This is a genomic window from Acinetobacter sp. AS167, assembly GCF_037152175.1.
Lineage (GTDB): Bacteria > Pseudomonadota > Gammaproteobacteria > Pseudomonadales > Moraxellaceae > Acinetobacter.
In genome coordinates, this window is record NZ_JBBCMP010000009.1 from 144,110 (window position 1) to 164,747 (window position 20,638).

16 protein-coding genes are annotated in these 20,638 nt (G+C 37.3%); 6 read left to right on the top strand and 10 right to left on the bottom strand.

The features are described from left to right. Nucleotides 1-29: 29 nt before the first annotated feature. From tssM to WFN33_RS15170, 9 genes are all read right to left on the bottom strand, one after another. Nucleotides 30-3,935, bottom strand: a complete 3,906-nt coding sequence (tssM, locus tag WFN33_RS15130) for a type VI secretion system membrane subunit TssM (protein WP_336953846.1) — start codon at nucleotides 3,933-3,935, stop codon at nucleotides 30-32. Nucleotides 3,936-3,969: 34 nt separating this feature from the next. Then, entirely contained in the window at nucleotides 3,970-5,358 is a 1,389-nt protein-coding gene (locus WFN33_RS15135) for a hypothetical protein (protein WP_336953847.1), read from the bottom strand. Then, the gene (gene tssG, locus WFN33_RS15140) at nucleotides 5,359-6,351 is read right to left on the bottom strand and encodes a type VI secretion system baseplate subunit TssG (protein ID WP_336953848.1); all 993 of its coding nucleotides are present in this window, start codon (nucleotides 6,349-6,351) and stop codon (nucleotides 5,359-5,361) included. It lies immediately after the preceding gene. Further along, nucleotides 6,315-8,123: a type VI secretion system baseplate subunit TssF gene (gene tssF / locus WFN33_RS15145; RefSeq protein WP_336953849.1), complete on the bottom strand. Its 1,809-nt coding sequence runs from the start codon at nucleotides 8,121-8,123 to the stop codon at nucleotides 6,315-6,317. The genes tssG and tssF overlap by 37 nt, the downstream gene beginning before the upstream one ends. 17 nt (nucleotides 8,124-8,140) lie before the next feature. After that, nucleotides 8,141-8,614, bottom strand: a complete 474-nt coding sequence (gene tssE / locus WFN33_RS15150; protein ID WP_034617192.1) for a type VI secretion system baseplate subunit TssE — start codon at nucleotides 8,612-8,614, stop codon at nucleotides 8,141-8,143. A 63-nt stretch (nucleotides 8,615-8,677) separates the two neighbouring features. Further along, nucleotides 8,678-9,181 (bottom strand): Hcp family type VI secretion system effector, encoded by a 504-nt coding sequence (locus tag WFN33_RS15155; RefSeq protein WP_004723558.1) that lies wholly within the window; start codon nucleotides 9,179-9,181, stop codon nucleotides 8,678-8,680. A 47-nt stretch (nucleotides 9,182-9,228) separates the two neighbouring features. Next, nucleotides 9,229-10,710, bottom strand: coding sequence for a type VI secretion system contractile sheath large subunit (gene tssC / locus WFN33_RS15160; protein ID WP_336953850.1), 1,482 nt, complete (start codon nucleotides 10,708-10,710; stop codon nucleotides 9,229-9,231). Continuing rightward, a complete protein-coding gene (gene tssB / locus WFN33_RS15165) occupies nucleotides 10,703-11,212 on the bottom strand; it encodes a type VI secretion system contractile sheath small subunit (RefSeq protein WP_004723560.1) in 510 nt (169 codons plus the stop codon). Before tssB ends, tssC begins: the two co-directional genes overlap by 8 nt. A gap of 29 nt (nucleotides 11,213-11,241) precedes the next feature. Then, nucleotides 11,242-11,886: a hypothetical protein gene (locus WFN33_RS15170; protein ID WP_336953851.1), complete on the bottom strand. Its 645-nt coding sequence runs from the start codon at nucleotides 11,884-11,886 to the stop codon at nucleotides 11,242-11,244. Nucleotides 11,887-12,251: 365 nt separating this feature from the next. On the opposite strand from WFN33_RS15170, the gene tssH reads away from it, so the two are divergent. Genes tssH through WFN33_RS15200 form a run of 6 tightly spaced genes read left to right on the top strand, consistent with a single transcriptional unit; the run spans nucleotide 12,252 to nucleotide 19,818 of the window. Further along, nucleotides 12,252-14,924 carry a type VI secretion system ATPase TssH gene (gene tssH, locus WFN33_RS15175; protein WP_336953852.1) on the top strand — a complete coding sequence of 891 codons (2,673 nt, stop codon included), beginning with the start codon at nucleotides 12,252-12,254 and terminating at the stop codon, nucleotides 14,922-14,924. Between the two features lie 19 nt (nucleotides 14,925-14,943). Continuing rightward, on the top strand, nucleotides 14,944-16,047 hold the full coding sequence (gene tssA / locus WFN33_RS15180) for a type VI secretion system protein TssA (RefSeq protein ID WP_004723563.1): 1,104 nt from the start codon (nucleotides 14,944-14,946) through the stop codon (nucleotides 16,045-16,047). A 6-nt stretch (nucleotides 16,048-16,053) separates the two neighbouring features. After that, nucleotides 16,054-17,418: a type VI secretion system baseplate subunit TssK gene (tssK, locus tag WFN33_RS15185; protein WP_004823587.1), complete on the top strand. Its 1,365-nt coding sequence runs from the start codon at nucleotides 16,054-16,056 to the stop codon at nucleotides 17,416-17,418. A 14-nt stretch (nucleotides 17,419-17,432) separates the two neighbouring features. Continuing rightward, nucleotides 17,433-18,233, top strand: a complete 801-nt coding sequence (icmH, locus tag WFN33_RS15190; RefSeq protein WP_336953853.1) for a type IVB secretion system protein IcmH/DotU — start codon at nucleotides 17,433-17,435, stop codon at nucleotides 18,231-18,233. 11 nt (nucleotides 18,234-18,244) lie between these two features. Next, nucleotides 18,245-18,838, top strand: a complete 594-nt coding sequence (locus WFN33_RS15195; RefSeq protein WP_336953854.1) for a hypothetical protein — start codon at nucleotides 18,245-18,247, stop codon at nucleotides 18,836-18,838. Then, entirely contained in the window at nucleotides 18,835-19,818 is a 984-nt protein-coding gene (locus WFN33_RS15200; RefSeq protein ID WP_336953855.1) for a M15 family metallopeptidase, read from the top strand. The genes WFN33_RS15195 and WFN33_RS15200 overlap by 4 nt, the downstream gene beginning before the upstream one ends. Before the next feature lie 266 nt (nucleotides 19,819-20,084). Here the strand turns inward: WFN33_RS15200 and WFN33_RS15205 are convergent, their stop codons facing one another. Then, nucleotides 20,085-20,396, bottom strand: a complete 312-nt coding sequence (locus tag WFN33_RS15205; protein ID WP_336953856.1) for an ankyrin repeat domain-containing protein — start codon at nucleotides 20,394-20,396, stop codon at nucleotides 20,085-20,087. Between the last annotated feature and the right edge of the window lie 242 nt (nucleotides 20,397-20,638).

The window sequence follows — 20,638 nt, forward strand, 5'->3', positions numbered from 1 at the left end:
AATCCCTCGCGTCAAATCGTTTCCTTGAATCATTGAGCCACTCCTTTTCCAGCAGCATTTGCCGCATTGCCAGCAGGTGCTACAGTTGAGCTTGCTGGTGCGGTTGTCTGAGGCTTAGGTGCAGCTGCTACCGGTGCAGTCGCACCGCCAAATGGTGAAGCCGCTGGTGAGTTTGCACTTACGGTAACAGGCGCTGCCTGTGCTGCAACAACCAATGGTGCTTTAGGACTTGTGACTCGATCAACCAGTTTTAATCCAACATAGCCACGATTAGAACCAATTGGATTTGAAGCATTACCACTAATTAAACGGAATTGAAGTTTCACAAACAAATCACTGTTTTGTTTGCTTGCCCATGTCATTTCAAAGCTTCCATTCAATGACTTACGTTGTGCACTATCGATTAATTTATTGATTCCGTATTCACCCGGCTCATCAAATATAGTATGGGTTTGTCCATCTAAATCGATTGCCGTAATCCGTGCTCCTGGTATTGCACCAGGATTTGGCCACATGAAGTTGACCCATTGTTGGATGCCATTTTCATAAACCAAACGCTGTCCATCAATATCAATGGTATAGGACAATAATTTATTGTTAGGGATCGGATAGAATTGGAAGTTTGACTGATTGGTTGCAACCGGCGCACCCCCTGCTGCTCCAGCAGATGCACCATTAATTGGCGTAGTATATTGCTCAAAATTCATAACGAATTCAGGATTCAAGCCAATCCCCATGTTTTTCCATGTCTTCGATGACAATGTATAACCACGACGAATAACAAATGGATCAAGAGTTTCTTTTACAAATTTAGCAATGCTACCGTTATCACCAAAAATTTGACTAATTTCACTACTGGTCGCTTGAATCGTTCCAGATGAGTTAAATGGCACTTTTTGTGAAAGTGTTTGGCTAAACGGTTGGAAAGCTTGCAAGGTCCAGAGTTTATTTATTTCATCCTGTGCTGGAGTCAACAAACTATCAAAAGATTGGGTTAACGGGCTCACCAACAATTTCTGAACCATTTGCTGATCCAACTCACCTAAACCTACCGTCAATTTTTCATCAACAACTTTTTGAGTGGTGTTGAAAACTGAAGTTTGATCATTAATAGTAAGTTTTGCTAGGGCCAAAGCATTTGGACCAAAGTCACCTGCACTACGTAGATCATTCAATTTACTTCTGACTTGTGCCATATTCTGTAAATAATCATCTAGCAGTGATTTGTTCTGTAAATCATCACGTTTACGAACCAATTGGTAGAATACTTGGAATTGTTGAGAAATCTGCCCTTGTGCTTGATTCGATGCACGTTGGATATCATCCGTTTTACCTTGTCCTAAAACTTTACGCTTAAACCAAGCAACAAATCCGGTTTGTGGCGCAGCAAGTTCAGCTTGAACAATTGGATTATCCCAACTGGTTTCTTTTGCAACACGGTCAATATAGGTACGGATTGGAGAGTTTTGTGGCTCACCCAATACATCCATGACCTTAGCTTGTTGAACAAAATCAGGCCCTTTCGCATAGTGAGTGGCATTAATAAACTTTTTCCATTCAGCAATATATTCTTGTTTATACAACTGGGTTAACTGTTTACGAATTTGGTCAGGGCTACCACTAAAAGTTAAATCGTCTGACTGGGTACTATTCAACACCCAATCTTTGGTATCCGTGGGTTTATTCGCAGCTTCTTCAATGGCTTTATCGACATATTCATCCCATGCTTTTTGGGTAAATATACCAGGCAATGCATAACCACCCAGCATGACATTCCGATTGGTTTCACCAACAATTTGGGCCACGGTCACAGCTGGGAATCGAACCGCCGCACGCATTTTAATTTCATTATAAACGCGATCACGGGCAGGCATCCCTCGTACAACAGAAAGCAATACTTGACGAGTTTGATCTACCAACTGCGCATCAGACTCTAACACTGGAAACTTTTTATCATTGGCTAAGGTCATTGAATAGCTCAATATTTTTTCAGCTTTTTGAATCATTTCTCCACGTGGCATTTGCCCACGATTGGTATCTAGCCATGAACGCCAGAAGCGAGTGACTTGGTCACTTAAATGACTCGCATCCATATATTGTGGATTGCTCATCATCAAATAGGCTTTTAACGCATTGTAAGCATCTTGCGGATTGGTATCAGAAGGTTCTGATGCAATTTGTGTCGAAGACGCTTGCTTAATTTCAACATTGACATGATTTTGTTTAAGCGTCTGCTCATTGCCTTTTACACGTTGTAGATATTGCGCAATGTTTTGCTGACTTGGTGCTAAAACAATCTGTTTCACACCTTTTAAATATTCAGCTTTTAATTTTTCTTTTAAGTCATTGCCTTGATATAAACCAAATGAAAATTTCAATGGACGATGCTGATCAAAATCATCCAATTGCTCTAAGCGTTGTTGCAAAATCAGTAAAGCATCGATTTGGGTTGAAAGCTCTTGACCTGAAGTTTGCTCCATTTGCACAACTTTATTTAAATCGGCCTGAACATCTGCAATCAATTGTTGATTATTACGATAAGACCATACCCATAGACCCAAAATAATGGAAACACCTAATAATGATGCAATAAACGCCAAATAACGTTTACGTTTTGTGGTCGGGTTAATATGTTGTTTAACTAGGTTTTTATCTTTGAGAATGACTTCTGAGAATAGCCCTTTTAAGAAATAGCCATGATTCTGAGAAATTGAATTTTGTGGAATACCATGTTCACTATTGGGGATTTTAGTCAGCTGAAAATCATCAACAATCTGTTCCGTCATCGGACTTTCTATCACGCCTTCTTGTAAAGCACTCGTAAAGTAAAAGCCACGGAAGACTGGTTTAAACTGATACGGATTTTCTTCAAATAAAGTACCAATAAACGTTTTTAATACAGGTTTTAAAGTCTTAAATTCAAGTGGGAAAGTCATCACACTTGGCGAAATATTTTGCGCATGACGGCGACTTAAATGGGTGGTACTGACCCCTTTTAGTCCATCATATAAAATATTGTAGTGCTTCTCGAAATGTTCCACAGCATTCTGTGATGATTCAGAGTCATAAGGTAAGGTTGCGCCCCAAACTTGATCAAACTCAGCAGATTCATAACATTCAAAAAATTCAGTGAATCCTGCAATCAAATCCATTTTAGAAAAGACCAAATAAACAGGTGCAAAAATTTCTAAACGTTCAGTTAAGTCTTGAATACGCGCTCTTAAACTTTTCGCTAATTTGATCGATTTCTCAGGGCTTTGACTAACCAACTCAGCCACACTAACAATCACAATTAAGCCATTGATCGGCGCTTTAGAGCGGTTCTTTTTCAGAATGTTTAAAAAGCCTAACCATTCTGAATGGTCTTCTGAATACACAGAGTATCGACCAGCAGTATCCAACAATACCCCTTCTGTTGAGAAAAACCAATCGCAGTTTCGGGTACCACTGAGTCCTGAAGACACCACTTTTTGATGGGTCTCTTCAAAGGGAAATTTTAATCCAGAATGGTAAATTGCCGAGCTTTTTCCCGCAGCAGGGTTACCAATCACCATATACCAAGGCAACTCATAGAGTGCTGCGTTACCACTTTTATCACCCAATTTAGACTTACGAATCAATTGGATCGAATCTTTCATCTGCTGATTGATCAGATTTAATTCTTCTTTATCTTTTTGTTTTCCATATTCAGCAGTGGTGTCTTGTTGAATCGCTTCAGCCAATGCTTCACCTTGTTCTGCATGTTTACGACGCTGGATCAACCAGTAGATGCCGTAAATCACCAACCCAAGAATGTAAGCTGCAACCATCATAAAGAAGTACTGACGCGGTACTACACTATATGAAGAAACGATCGCAACCAGAATCGAAAGCGCAATCACCAGTTTCGGATTTGTGATGTACTGCCATGCATAGCTTAAAATTGTTTGTATCATTTTCTCTATTTCTTTCTAAATTTATCTGTAAGTTCTATGCAAACTCAGTCCCAACAATCACTTGGGTTTGCTGATGTTCAGCACTATAAACATAACCGTACAACTCATCTTTAAAGTGCAAACTCAACATAAAACCAAAAACTTTGGCTAAGGGTTGGGTATGGCCTAGGCTATTTTTACTGTAAAGATAATGATGCGCTTCAATAGCTGTTTCGGCAAAGTTTTGTTCAAGTTTCTTTAACAGCTTGATCTCTGCTGGGTCGTCTAAGACCAAGACAAAGGGCTGTTCTTGATCAAACTGTTCTGCTTGGTCTAAATTCAACTCTTTTAATGTTTTAGATGCCTGATCAGAATTTAAAGCAATTCGAATATACTTTATTGCTTGTAAATTTTGCAATTCGACCTGGGTATTTGTCATACAACAAGTACTGATATACTCAGATGGAATATATTTTTCAGTCATCCACGTCCGATCATCTATGGTTTCTTGATCAATTTCTGAATCTACTGCAATAAACAGTGATACCTCAGAATCCAAAAGTTGGGTTCTTTTTAGCAACTTAATCCAGTCTTTATACGCAGTTGTTTCACCCCAATAATGATATTCAGTGCCAAATTGCTGATCGAGAATGCCCAGTTCAGTAAGATAATGGTGAACCAATTCTGAAGCTGAACTTTCATCCCAGCTATGGAATAAATTTTCTGGCAAAATAATTTGAATATTCAAATAATTAAGTCGAGGTACTGCTTCTGCGACCTGTTGTTCAATCGGCTCATCTTCATAGTCATGATGAGGGTCAATCCAAGCAGGATGCATACGATATTCATGTGCAAGTTTGGCATCATAAAAGAGTGCGGAGTTTTTTAGGTGCTCTGCAATTTGATATAAAGTTTCAGTATTCTGTTCTAATTGCTGCTGAATTAATGCACTTATACGCTTTTGACGACTAGAAAGACTAGATGCCTCATCCTCTAACGGTTCTTCAATATCTTGAACACGGAATGAAAGAATCGGTAAACCATAACCATTGACCAATTGCGAATCAAGTTCAGGACTTGCCACATCTTGAAGCTGATCAAGCTGTGCTTCATTTTCGCCTAAGGCACTTAAGCTTGTGGCTGAATAAACTTTCAAGTCTACCCATTCAATTTTTTCTTCAACTTTAGCTTCAGTGATTTGTTGTTCTGAACGTTGCTCTGCCTCAATTCTTTGTTGTTCTTTCTTCTCTTGGTGGCTTTGATAAATCTTTTTGATCAACATTGGGCTCAGGATTAACAAAGTAATCGCAGCTGGAATCACGCCAAAGAAAATCAGAAAATCTTGCCCATTTGGGTCATATTTAATATCACGCCAATAAAACACCACGATTACCGAAACTAGTAATATGGTACTGATTAAAGTTCCTAAAATTATTTTGATCACTTATGACACTCCAATCAGTGCATAACACGTTTCATCATTGTCACTTTGAGTTTTTGGCATCACAAAAGCACCTTGTGCCAAACCAATTTGTGTTGTTGAGCTTAGTTGTAAAGGCTGGACTTCCTCTTTTGCCAAGACTAAACGTAAATCGACAAATAAGGTTGGACTACACCAACTTTGCAGAATTTTTTTTAACTTCTTACTTAATTTTTTCTTGGGTAAAAATTCTAAATACTGTGCATGGCTCAACGGTCCAATTTGAATCTCGATTTTTCCATCTATTTGTCGAATCGTCTCTCCACAGAATGTATTTACACCTAACAAGAAAGGTCGGTCCCCTCCCAAAGTAGTTTTCTGCTCATTCCCGAGTTTAAACTTTTCAGTAATATATTCTTTGACTTCAACTTGTTGATTGAATACACAGGTCAACATTGTCTTTAATGCATGAGCTGTATTATTTTGACCCTGCATAAGCCCAGAAAACTCAGCAAAATAGTCATCTAGATCACTCTGTTGATGTTGTGTCCTAATATAACCATTTAAAGCATGCAAGATTTCTAAGTAATTATTTTCTTTTTCAACTTCATAACGTACAGGCAAGTTATAACTTAAACTTGCTTCAACAAATTGAGCCGTAAGCTTATGATTAAATAAACCTAGAAACTTTTGAACTTCAACACGCTGTTTACGCGGTGTTTGTTTCACTTTATTAGTATAGGTATACGGCATTGCACCTTGCATACCGGTTAAACCGACAATCAAATTTGTAAGATGAATTTTTTCGTCTTGTTGTTCGAGTAATTCAATTTCATGTTTTGGAAAGTTCAAGTTTAATGAACTTTCAAAAAGAAAATCGTCAGACCAATTCTTTAAAAAAGCGGTATTGGGCGCATGTCTAAATAATCGTGTGGTTTGTATAAATTCAAAAGCTGTAGGGGTTTTAAAAAGCTCATCAATTACAGAAGCTTCTTGCCACCAACGTTCTGTACGCATTGGTATAACTCCTGTTTTGTATTTAAATCTCGAACAAAAACGTCAACAAAGCTGTTCATCTGTACTTTTAAGTTAAAAATATGACTGATCAATTCGCTGAAAATATATAAGCTATGCCCTCTAAAGACTTGGACATCGACATCCATTAAAACCTTAACCCCGCGTACAAACATTGGAAAGGGTTTGGCTTCAACGAGTTTATTGGTGATTTCAAATTCAATTTTTTTAATTGCATCAATAATTAAATGATTTTCTTTAGATTTAGGTAAGTTATAAAGCTCTAGCAATTCTTTAATATGACTTACAGCATCACCTTTCATTAAGGCTAAAGTATTTAATGAAAGGTGCGAAATAATACGCCATTGTTCATTCTTATTTTTTTCAAATTGGAAGGGTGCTGTAGGTCTCTTTAACACCAATGCACGACGAGCAACGGTACTGTCATTCAAGTTCAAGACGTTGTTTGACTGACCCAAAGCTTCGTGCGGTAACTCACGATTGGAACATAACAACTTACAACTAACAAAATCAGACTTAATACTGTGTGGTTCTAATTGTTTAGAAATAATCGAATAGCCCGTTTCTACATATTGATTTTGTAAAACCGTTGGATTTAATGCATAAAAAAACTGAATATCGTCACCATGATAATGACTCATGGCAAAGAAAGGTAGAATTGGGTAAACCACTTGATCTTGATTACTTTTTTCACGGATTAAATTCATTTCAACGATTGAATACACTTGATAGAATTCAGGATGATGTGCATCTGTCATTAAAGGATATTCTAAGTTTTTATGATTGATTTTTTGTGGCTCAGCTTGTTTCTCAAATAAATTAACGACAGGGCTGGTAAATAACTTAAAATTTGCCACATTCAATTCTGAATAGTTGCGGATGATGGCTTGATCATTTAAATTCAGTTTTAAATGGATTTGAATTTCAAAACTCAAATTTTCTTCTTTTAATAATTTTAAAAAATCTAAATTCAAATTTAAATAACTAAACTTTTCAGGAAAACAGAAATATTCGATTAATAATCGATAAGCATGATGTGTATGTTGATCAACGGGCAATAAACTTTCATTTTCATCAAAACCGATCACTTCAAACGGATTTTTTATCGGCACAACCTTGTTATTGATGCGAAGACTAAAACTGGTTTCTTTATGGAAAATATGATCTAAAACTTGCAAAGGAAAGTTTGAAATGGCATCCAGATAAATGGGCAGCTTTTCATTTTTTAACCAATTTTTAGCAGGGTTTAATAATTCAAATTTTAAATTTAATGTCGCATTTTGGTTTAAATGAATATGTGCACTGGGATTGGTTTGAAAACTCAGACTTTCCAGTTGAATAGGCAATAATTTAACTTCAGCACTGGTATTAAACTCACATTGGACACCTTTGAAACTTCTTGACTTTAAAGTGGTTCCTTTGGGAATAATGTGAACATCCGTCAATTGTTTTTGCTTATTTAAGTCTTCAAAACTCACCACTGAACACGCTGGAAAATGACGTAAATATTGAGGAAACATTACCTCAAATAAAGAACGGGTAAAGATGTCGTAACTATCAGCTAACTTTTTATCGATACGTGCAGCAATTAAAGAAAATGCCTGTATAAGGCGTTCAATATGAGGATCATCAATTTGTTCTTGATTTAAAGATAATCGTTGTGCAATTTTCGGGTATTTATCTGCAAAAGCACGAGACTGCTGTCCAAATTCTTGTAATTGCTTTTCATAATACGGTAAAAGTTCTTCTATCACGACATACCTACTTTATTTTAAGATCTGGCAGAAATCACATATTGCTGTGTTGTTGGCTTAAGTAAGGCATCAAAAATTACAGGTTCATAAAGTGGGTGAATATTTAAATAAGCTTGAATGCTTAAACATAACGAGCCAACATTTTGGTCATCTAACTGCATTTCTACTTTAATTTGTTTTAAGCGTGGCTCATGAGCAGCAATCGACTGTTCTATAGATTGACAGATAGTATCCCGATCAGTTGGATTTGCGGTTGAAAGTCCAACAAAATCAATAATACCAAACTGTATGATAGACTTTTTGACTAAAGGGAAATCATCGATTTCCAAATCCAGTTTGGCAATTCGTGTATTTAATAAGTCTTCTAAATCATGGGCAACAGACTCTCTTAACTCATGAATAGAAAGCCCTTTTATATAATCATCTTCAACAATTAAACGATCAAATAGTGTAGATCGAAATCCATAGGGGTAAAGTTGATCTAAATTCATAATGTATATTCTAATAATATGAAACAGATAGGGACCCAAGTCCCTATCTGTTTCAACAAACAATTAAGCAGCGTAAGATGCAGTATTGTTAGAAAGAGACCATTTCTTAGTAACGGCACCTTTAGCAGAACCGTTAATATCTTGTTGATTATAAGTCCACTCAACCGCAGCATATTTTAGACCAAATGCTTCAGTTGGAACACCTTCTTCATTTACCGTAGGCGTTACACTTGAAACAAGTACATGCTTAAGTTTGATTTGAAGGTACTTAATACGTTTGTCACCATTTGCGCGGTAGAAGTCAATTTGAACTTCATCAAATGTATAACCCGCAGAACATGCTTCCCAAAGTTTTGGACTAGTTGCATCCAAATCTTTAACAAAAAGCATATCTGAGTGTTCTACACGTTCAGCAGTATGACCACCAACGCTTGAAGAAGTCGCAGATTTTGGCTGACGAATATTATGAGACCAAGAATTAACTTCTAGCCAATTTTTGTGCTCAGAATCACGTGACTCGCCATCAACTTTGTACTTACCTTGAAATTGAACGTATATATCTTTCATTGGATTTACCCTTATTTTTTAAAGTTATTATTTAGCCACGCTCTATTTTAATTCGAGGACTGAGGTAACTCAGTGACAAGTCGCAAAGAAACCGACAACTCATCTAGCTGGAAATGCGGTCTTAAGAAGACCACAGACTTGTAGTGCCCTGGCTCTGCAGGATTCTCTACAACTTTTACAGAAGCTTCACGCAATGGATACTGCGCTTTTGCTTCTTGTGAAGCACCATCATCAAGCAATACATATTGTGATAGCCATTCATTTAAAAATGCTTCTACATTACCTGCTGAAGCAAAGCTTCCGACTTTATCTCGCATCATTGCTTTTAAGTAATGTGCAATTCGAGAAACAGCCATGATGTATTGGATCTGGCTAGATAAGGACGAATTCGCATTTGCTGTATCACTGTCATACTTCTTCGGTTTTTGCGTAGACTGCGCACCAAAAAATGCTGCGTAATCTGTATTTTTACAATGAACTAATGGAATAAAACCTAAGTCACTCAGCTCTTTCTCACGACGGTCAGTGATCGCAATTTCTGTTGGACACTTAAATACAACTTCACCGTCATTGGTTTTAAAAGTATGTACTGGTAAGCCTTCGACCATACCACCACCTTCAACACCGCGAATCGCAGCACACCAACCATGGAGATCAAATGCATTGGTCAAACGGGTACCAAACGCATAAGCTGCATTCATCCACAAATATTCATCATGGTTTTGCCCTGAAACTTCTTCTACAAAGTTAAAGCCTTCAGTCGCCCAACCTTCTTTTGGATCATAAGGCAAACGGCCTAAAACGCGTGGCATTGTCAACGCAACATAACGAGCGTCATCACTTTCACGGAAAGAACGCCACTGTACATATTCTGCTGTTTCAAATACTTTTGAAACATCACGTGGACGATCAATATCAGTAAATGATTCAAGACCTAACATATTGCTGCTTGCTGCCGAAATAAACGGAGCATGTGCTGCTGCTGCAACATGTGAAATCTGTTCTAACAGATACATATCTGAAGGTGTGCGGTCAAACTCAAAATCACCGATCAATGTCGCATAAGGTGCACCACCGAATGATCCATATTCTTCTTCATAAACTTTTTTAAACAAGGTGCTTTGATCGAAATCTGTTGCACCTTGAAAATCTTTGACCAATTCTTTTTTCGTTGTATTTAACATACGAATTTTGATCAATGGATTTGATGGGGACTCTTGACAGAAGTAATACAAACCACGCCAAGTTGATTCAATTTTTTGAAACTGTTCATTGTGCATGATTTTACTGAGCTGTTTTGAAATCAATGCATCTATTTCAGCAATACGTTTATCAATCGACAAAGACATATTTTCTGAAACAGTGATTGTTCCTGCCATTACTTCTTTGGCCAACTCACCAATCAAGCTTTTAGCACGGTCATGCTCTTCGTCATTGCGTGCAATTCGGCTGCGTTCCACGATAGAATCAAGTAAACTTACTTCTTCTACGGCTGCATCTTGCGCAGTATTGGTTTGTAAATTACTCATTTTCAGGACCCGCCTCAGCACTTAATTTACGAATCTGATCAGTATTTTGTAAGACTTCATCCAGTAAATCTTCCAAACGCTCACTATTTGAAATTTTGTTTCTCAAATCTGTTAAACGTTCACGAGCTTCAACTAATTTTCTCAATGGCTCTACTTGTTGTACTACTTGTTCTGGTCTGAAATCTTCCATCGATTTAAAAGTTAAATCGACTGACATACGCCCACCCTCTTCAGTTAACGTATTTTCAACTTGATATGCAGCTCGTGGAGACAATGATTCCATCACTTCATCAATGTTTTCTAAGTCGACATTGATAAATTTTTTATCTTTTAATTTGGTTTTTTCTAACTCAGAAGCAGCTGAAAAGTCACCTAAAACACCCACAACAAACGGTAGTTCTTTAATTTCTTTACCATCACCGACTTCAACATCATAAGTCAGTTGAACACGTGGTGGTCGGATTCGCTGTAATTTCTTCTGTACACTTTCACGTTTTGACATTTTTGTTATCCATTAATTTGGGCAATAAATTATGTTGGGAAATTCGGTCTTGGTGCTGATGACGTAGACTTCGGTTTCGCTGGCGTCGCAGTAGGCTTTGTAGCTGGTTTTGTAGCAGGCGTTGAGCGTGTTGGTGTAGTACGACTCTTCTGAGGGCGACTTACCTTCTGAGGACGAGCACGCTCTACAACTGGAGCACTTTCCTGATTTTTTTCAACCAAAACTGCTGCTGGCATTGCTTGTCTAACTGCGTCAGTAAAACTTTTTGCAACAGGATAGGTTTTATCCTCAGTCAAATATCTCATTTCACGCGTACGCATTTTATTCAATGCGTCAGAAGCTAAGCCAATTCCTGCAAGGAATTTGACATCCGTTAACTCATTGCTTTGTATATTTTGCGCTTCTAAATAATTAACAATTTGGATGGCTTTATCATTTTTCCCAATTTGCTGAAACTTTTCTGCTGCTGAGACCAACAGTTTGTTTTTATTGTCTTTATTTTTCTTATCACACAATTGTGAATAGACCGCCAACAACTCAGGATTAGTTTCTCCCTCAACCATTGGGTAATCTTTTATACAGGATCTTTTTAGTTTGATTTCATCATCCGCGTAGACAAATGTAGTCGCCAATGATGTGCCAAGAACTAAAATATATGGAATAAAATTCTTCAAAATCCAACCTCAATATTTACTTGATTCAGTTATTCAATAAATTTACTTTTGATGTTTTATAAATATGTATAATTAAGCAATTTCGTTAAAGACTTAAAAATAAGACTAAAAAAACGTGCTCTCGTCAAGTTAAATTTCGTATCAATATTTTAACCGTTTGATAAAAATGACTTTTTTAATTGGTTGTATAATATACATAATATCCTATCTTCACAAAAGTTTTTTTTTATGTAAAATATTTCCAGTGATTTTTAAAAAATTATTAAATATTTGATTTCAATATACTAATTTTAATGCCAAATTTATAGGCTAGAAAATTTAGAATTTATTTGCCTAGAAATAAAGTTTTTTGAGAGAGACAGAAAATGACAGATCTAAAAGTTTTGATTAAAAAGTTATCAGCATCCTCACGTACATCTTTAGAACAATCCGCCAATTTATGTGTAAACCATCAAAATTTTGAAATCGAAATCGAACATTTTTTTGTCAAATTATTAGAACAACAATCCAATGATCTTGAACTTATACTTAATAAATACAAAATTTCAAAAGATGCACTTTTAACGGATTTATTAGAGTGTATTTCTCAACTTCCTAAAGGCAATACCCGTACACCTATTTTTTCCAAATCAATTGTTAGACTCCTTGAGCAAGCATGGTTACTTGCTTCAGCTGAACAAGATCCAGTGATTCGAAGCAGTCATTTATTGATTGCTCTTTTAACAGCATCTGATCTTTACCAAATTGCCATTCGAGCATCAAGCTTATTTGATCTGTTTCCCATCGATACGATGAAACATAAATTCTTGGAAATTTGTGTAAAGAGTACCGAAAATATCCCAACAAATGATCAAGAGCAAGAAGCAGAACTTAAAAATACCCTAACAGACAATCATGCTTCGAACAACAAGACACCTGCATTAGATCAATTCACCATTAATTTAACTGAAAAAGCACAAAAAGGTGGGATTGATCCGGTCATTGGACGTGAATATGAAATCCGTTTAATGCTTGATATCTTAATGCGCCGTCGTCAAAACAATCCTATTTTAACGGGTGAACCTGGTGTGGGTAAAACGGCAGTTGTGGAAGGTCTGGCATTAAAGATCTCACAGAACCAAGTGCCTGATGCATTAAAAAATGTCCAATTACACTCTTTGGATATGGGGCTGTTACAAGCAGGCGCAAGTGTTAAAGGTGAGTTTGAAAACCGCTTAAAACAAGTTATTCAAGAAGTGCAACAGTCTTCACATCCGATTATTCTGTTTATTGATGAAGCCCATACCATGATTGGCGCCGGCGGCCAGGCTGGGCAAAATGATGCAGCGAACTTATTAAAACCTGCACTTGCGCGGGGTGAATTACGCACCATTGCAGCTACAACTTGGGCCGAATATAAACAGTATTTTGAAAAAGATGCTGCTTTAAGTCGTCGTTTCCAAGTGGTCAAAGTAGAAGAACCGACTGAAGAAGTCGCGATCGATATGCTACGTGCCATGATTCCAGTGATGGCCAATCACTTTAATTTACGTATTGATGATGAAGCGATTATCACCGCTGTTCATTCTTCACATCGTTATATTAGTGGCCGCCAACTCCCGGATAAAGCCATTAGTGTGCTTGACACCGCTGCAGCTCGTGTTGCGCTAACCCAAAATGCTCAACCAGTCAAACTCGATCAACTCAAAGCACAACAACATAATTTAAATCTTGAATTCAATATTATTGAAAGTGAACACCGTCACCAGCCAATTCATGAAGAGCGTTTAACTCAGTTAACATCATCATTGGAATTACTTGATCAAGAAATTCAGCAAACAGAACAACAATGGCAAGCTGAATTGGCTCTGATTCAAAAAATCCAAGCATTAGAAACCGCAGAACAGGCCGATTCAAACAAAGATGAGATCTTCAATACACGTACGCAGTTATCTGTGTTACAAGGTCAGCAACCACTGGTCTTTGAACGTGTAAATGCCCAAATTATTAATGAAATTATTTCAGACTGGACTGGTATTCCTGTTGGCAAAATGGTCAATGATGAAATTAAGCAAATTCTCAGTCTGGAAGAAAAACTTGAAAAACGGGTGATGGGACAAGATTATGCCCTACATCAGTTGGTTCAAGGTATTAAAACCTCAAAAGCACGTTTAGAAGACCCAAATAAACCACAGGGTGTTTTCATGCTTGTTGGTCCAAGCGGTGTGGGTAAAACAGAAACTGCCTTAGCACTTGCCAATGAACTTTATGGTGGTGAGTCACATTTAATCACTATCAATATGTCTGAATACCAAGAGGCGCATACGGTTTCTTCGCTTAAAGGCGCGCCTCCAGGATATGTCGGGTATGGTCAAGGCGGTGTTTTGACTGAAGCCGTTCGACGTAATCCGTATAGCGTTGTGTTATTAGACGAGATTGAAAAAGCACACAGCGATGTCCAAGAGCTGTTCTATCAAGTTTTTGATAAAGGTACACTCGAAGATGGTGAAGGTCGTGTGATTGATTTTAAAAACACCACGATATTACTGACTTCAAATACAGGGTCAAATGCCATCATGCAAGCATGCCTAAATCAACCTGTCGAAGAATGGCCAAGTGCTGAAGAGCTGACTGAACAACTCAAACCAAGCTTATACAAACAATTTAAGCCGGCATTCTTAGGCCGTATGCGAATTGTCCCATACTTCCCGCTACATGATGATCTTTTAGTCAGAATTATTGAGCATAAATTCGGAAAAATTACAGCACGACTCGAAAAACAGTATGAAACGAAAGTGACATATAGCGATGATTTAATCGAATTGATTCTAAGTCGTTGCACTGAAGTTGATAGTGGTGCACGTAATGTTGATAATATTTTAAATGCCTCTGTGTTACCTGCTTTAGCCACTGAAATATTGGTGGCTTTGGCTGAACAAAAAATTCCAAAAGTCATTCATATTGATACGAAAGATGATGAAATCATTTACCTGTTAGATCCACAAGCGAAGCCAGCAAAGAAAAAGTCGAGCAAAAAGTCAAAAGTTGTGGAAGCTTAAATATATACGAGTATAGAAAATGGATATAAATTTAGACGTCTTATTAGAGCCTATTTCTGATGCTCATCCGTGTGGAGAAGATTTGTCTTTTTCCAATGAGTTTCACGAAATTAAAAAAGCACGTACCCATGATGATCCTTTATTAGACCAAGGTGATTGGATTTCTGAACCAAAGCAAGCCGACTGGTCATTTGTTGCAGAAAAATCAATCCAATTACTCACGCAAAAAACCAAAGATATTCGTTTATTAACATGGCTTACAGAAGCTTGGACAAACCTCTATGGCTTCGAAGGGCTAATTAAAGGGCTAGAACTGAGTCACCGTGTTTTAGAACAGTTCTGGTTGAAGATTCATCCTGAAATTGAAGATGATGACTTAGATCAACGCCTAGGATTACTGCAAGGTTTTACCACCCAATTACCGAGCTTGGTAAAGAATGTTCCGCTCATCAACATTCAACCGTTTTATTCACTTGCCCAATACGAAAAATTCTTACATTTACAGAATAATCGTCGTAAGCAAGCCGAAGATTCTGACAGTGTAGAAGCGTCCTTAGAATTAGATCAATTCAATCAGGCGCTATTCAACACCTCACGGACTTTTCAGTATCAAAATTATCAGCAATTTCAAGAAATTTTGCAGCATTGGAATATTATCAAACAAACATTAGATGCACTGATGGAGCTGGAAGCACCAAGTTTTGCGAGTATCGATTCACAGTTTGAAAATATTCAAATGAACCTGAAAAAAATCTATAAAGCAGACTCATTTGGAAACAACACCAATACAGCTGCAGTTGAAGATACCCCAGCTCAAATGACAATGCCAGTAACAGAAACAACGCATTCAGCTCCAATTCCACAAGCGCAAACATTTCAACCTCAACCACAAAGCCATTTACAAAACCGTGAACAGGCAATGCGGGTTTTACAAGAGATTGCCGATTACTTTCAAACCAATGAGCCGCATAGTCCTGTGAGTTATATGCTGCAAAAAACAATTAAATGGAGCCAAATGCCTTTACATGAATGGTTAACTCAAGTCATTAAAAATGATAATCCCCTTGATTCTATTCAAGAATTATTGGGCGTAAACCAAAATAATGAATCTTCTGAATGGTAATCATCTATGTTTAAAGCAGAAAAAGTTCTTTGGGGTGAAGGTTTATTTTTAAGACCACAACACTTCCAATTACAAGATACGTATCAAGAACAACGACTTAACCACACCATTCGTTCAACGATTCCTTATCCTTATGGAATTAAAAATCTTCGATTTGACGAAACACAACTGGGCACACATGTGCTTGCTTTAGAGCAAATCGACATGATTTGGCAGGATGGTGAAATTTACCAAGCGCCGGCCAAAGATCTGTTACCACAACCAATTTTATTGGATGAACTGAACTTGCGTGGGGAAATGTTAATCTACTTAGCATTGCCTATTTTACAACCCAATAAGAAGAACATCTCTGATGAACAGGATAAACAACCTGCTCGCTACCATTCATATTTGAATGAAACTCACGATCTTTTTACTGATGCATCCCCTGCTGAAATTACATTTCTTCGACGCCGAACTGAATTTAAACTTTTTGATGTTCAAGCAGATCCAAATCAAGATTTAGATGGTTTTTTATATCTTGCTATCGGAAAAATTCGACGTCATAGTTCAGGGAATTTTGAGATTGATTCAAAATATATTCCACCAATTTTACATATTCAGTCAAATGAAACCTTATTGGCAAATTTGAAGCGAACATTGAACGTTGTTCGTGCCAAAATTAAAATGATTCAAACCAATAACCGTGAAAATGAACAAAAGCTCATTGAATTTAGATCGGGTGATATTGTTTCATTCTGGTTGGTCAATGCACTAAATACTGCTCATGCGACCTTGAATCATCTGTTACAAAATCCGCAGATTCACCCTGAAAAACTATTTTTTGAACTTCTGCGTTTAACGGGTTCATTGCTGACATTCTCTACCGCATATGAAGTTGAACATTTGCCACAATATCAACATCATAACTTGCAAGATAGCTTTAGCCAGCTTGATAAAATTTTACGCGAATTGCTCGATACAATTATTTCAAGCCGTTATATCAGTATTGCACTGAAAGAAATTCGCCCATCTTATTGGGTGGGAAGTTTGGAAACAGATAAAATTACTAAAGAATCAAGGCTTTATATTGCTGTTTCTAGTAGCATGATGCAAACCCATGAACTGATTCAAATTGTCCCGCTGCGTTTCAAAGTCGGGAATACTGTTGATGTTGAACAACGTGTTGTTGCGGCACTTCCTGCAATCCCAATTCATCATTTAGTCCAAATTCCAACTGCTATTCCGGTACGTTCTGGTGTGAATTATTTTGAAATTGAACCACATCATGAAATGTATCAACGTATGCTTGATTCTGAAACCATCTGTATTTATGTCCCTGCAGGTTTCCAAGATATCAGTATTGAATTAATTGCAGTGATGAATGGTTAAGCGAGGAGTATGTCATGAGCCAGAATAATATTGCCCCCTCACTGTTTGATGATGGACAAATTGGTGGAGGTTCTTTACCTCAACAATCCAAAATCACACAAGCAACCAATTTAGTCGATCTTCTACATGACGGATTTTATATTGTATTCTTATTGAAGAATCAGTATGTTCCAGAAAATGCAAACGGCTTTAAAGACAAAATTTTAGACTTGTTGAATCGATTTGAACATCAAGCAAAAAAACTGCAGTTTTCTCCTGAAGATATTCATGATGCAAAATATGCATATTGTGCCTTAATTGATGAAACCATTGTTACCCAACAAGATCCATCATTTTTTAACCTACAAAATCATTGGTTAATCAGCCCACTTCAATTAACTTTATTTGGTTCACAACTTGCAGGTTATCGTTTCTTTGAGTTTCTCGAACTGATCCGTGCTCGTGGTAAAGAACGATTGGCTTCACTCGAAGTCTATCATTATTGCTTATTACTTGGCTTTCAAGGTAAGTATCGTATTGAATCGATTGAAAGTTTAAATCATCTTGTGGCTCGGGTCGGTGATGAAATCGATTATTTAAAAGGCAAAAAGACCGCTTTTTCTCCTTTTGCAGCTTTACCAGATCAAATCAAAAATATTATTCATAAAGAATTACCCTTTGTTTGGATTTTAATTTTCCTGTTGTTATTTGCTGTACTAGCTTTCGCTGGCCTAAAATTTATGTTGAATAAAACAGAAGATGCTTCTATTGCGAAATTTAATAATGTGATTTCTGCACCTGCTGAACAAGCACATATCACTATTCAATTGCCTTGACAGGTTGAATTATGACACAAGAAAAACAAACATCTATTCGAATATTACAAAGTAAACCCGCTAAAAAAACATTGGGGAAATCATCTGTTTTTCTACTTGGTTTAATTGCTGGGATGGTTATTTCTGCTATTTTCTTTTTTGTTTTTATCAATATCAAACCAACAGAAAATACCAGTACCAATACAGATTCGGTTGCAACACAAGAACCTGAGTTACGCGATGTGCATGCTGAAGAAACAACAACCAATCATCACGATGAAAATGTCGGTGCATATAAGCAGCATATCAATGAGAAAGATTTTAATCAGATTTTTAAACATGAAAATAAGGTTGCTGCTCAAAAAAATCCAATTCCGAATGCCTCCCCATTTGAACAAATGCTAAAACCTGAGGCTAAACCAGTGCCGCAGTCAGCTGCAACTAGACCACAAGCTGCAATAACCGCAAAACCAATACCAAAAGCGAAAGTAGAAGCTAAAGCAGAAGCTTCTGCTAAACCCACTGAAAAAGAAGCCGTACCTAAAAAAGAAGAAGTGCAAGAGGCTTCCCCTGAAGGTACAGTGAAAGTGACGATAGACCGCAAAGTCATAGAAAACAAACCATGATTTTGTTTGTTGTCATTTGTTTTATCTTTTTGGTGCTTGGTCTAACTTTTCTCATGTCTTATGAAATTAGACATAAAACTTTAGACTACCTTAAAGCACTTTTACCACAAGGTAAGAGAAAGCTAGCTTCTGCAAAGCACTTTGCAGAACAAATGAACCAAGCGGCTTCAGCCAATCAAACCCAAACCCATTGGCATTTACAGCAATGGTGGATTTTGATTGCGGGTTTCTTTTTGCTTTCCAGTATTCTTGTTTTTGCATTTACACGACCAATTGATCCGACTAAGGTTGAAGCAGAATATTTAAGAAAAACTGACCCTCAAATTTATGCGCTATTAAATGGCGAGGTTTTAACCCCTCCTCCAGCAGTGGAGGAAAGCTTAATTGATGCTGCGATTGTTCAAGCACAGATATTAGAAAGAGAAAACCCTGTTCCAAATCATCAAGTCCCGAGTGTAAATCCATCGGTTATTGATAATGAAGGGATTGGAGATCAACGTAGCAGCTTCGATACAGCTATGGTTGACCGGAAATGGGATAAAATGCATCCAAGTTATAAGCAACGTTTACTGATGGTCTTTAAAATCATGAAAGAACGTCATGGCTATGAAATGGTGCTTTTAGAAGGTTATCGTAGTCCAGAGCGTCAAACTCGTTTATCTGGCAATACAGCCACGACTTTAGCCAAAGCTTATCAAAGTTATCATCAGTTTGGTTTAGCAGCCGATGTTGCCTTTAAACGAGATGGTAAAGTTGTTATTTCTGAACGAGATCCTTGGGCATGGAAAGGCTACCAATTATATGGGGTAGTTGCTGAATCTGTAGGTTTAACATGGGGTGGACGTTGGACACGAATCCACGACTATGGTCATACTGAGTTCCGTATGCCTGGACTGCGTAAAAACCGTGAATCTGCTGAGCGCTTGATTGCAGAAGCACAAGGCAAAGGACTTATGGCAAATAATATCGATGTAAATTAATTGCCATGTTGTCTTTGTAAGAAAATGCTTACATCAATCACAGCGATTGTCATCTATACGATCAAAGCACATTCTTATATTCTATAGTTATAGGGAACAGGAAGTTTCCCAGACATAAAACAACAATAAAGCGTCTGAGCATCAGGAACGTGAGATTCGACAGGAGTCAGATCTAACACACCAATACAAAGAAAACCCCATCAGGATGATGGGGTTTTCTTTTTATATCTATAGAATATCTGATTTACATCAAGTTGTTTGAGAATCTACAAGCTATTTAAATACACAATAATCTGTTTATTTTCAGCCATTTCCGCAAGTTCTAATGCTGTAAATTGGCTTTTATAGTCTTTGTCTGCACCTTTAGAAATTAATAATTTAACGATATCTAAGTGATCATTCTCCGCCGCAGCTTGTAGCGCACTATAGCCTTCATCATCAGTTTGATTAACGTCAATACCTTGTGATAACAGTTGTTCGACCTGTTCAAACTCTCCTAAAGATGCGGCATAGACCAGTTCAGGAAGATGTAATTCTTCTTCATTATCAGCAATAGGTGAGAAAGAGTTAAGTTTCATAAGAAATACCAAATTTTTGTTCAATTATTATTTAGCTAAAAATTTTAAAGGTCAACAATTCATTATTAACCGAATTCAGTCATCAATTTACTTAATATGACTAGATCTCTTTCATTCCGATAATAAGCACCGCGCATAAAAAACACCCCGTTCTCGTTAGAGACCGGGGTGTTTTAGATTTAAAAGCTGGCGATGACTTACTCTCACATGGGTAACCCCACACTACCATCAGCGCTAAGAGG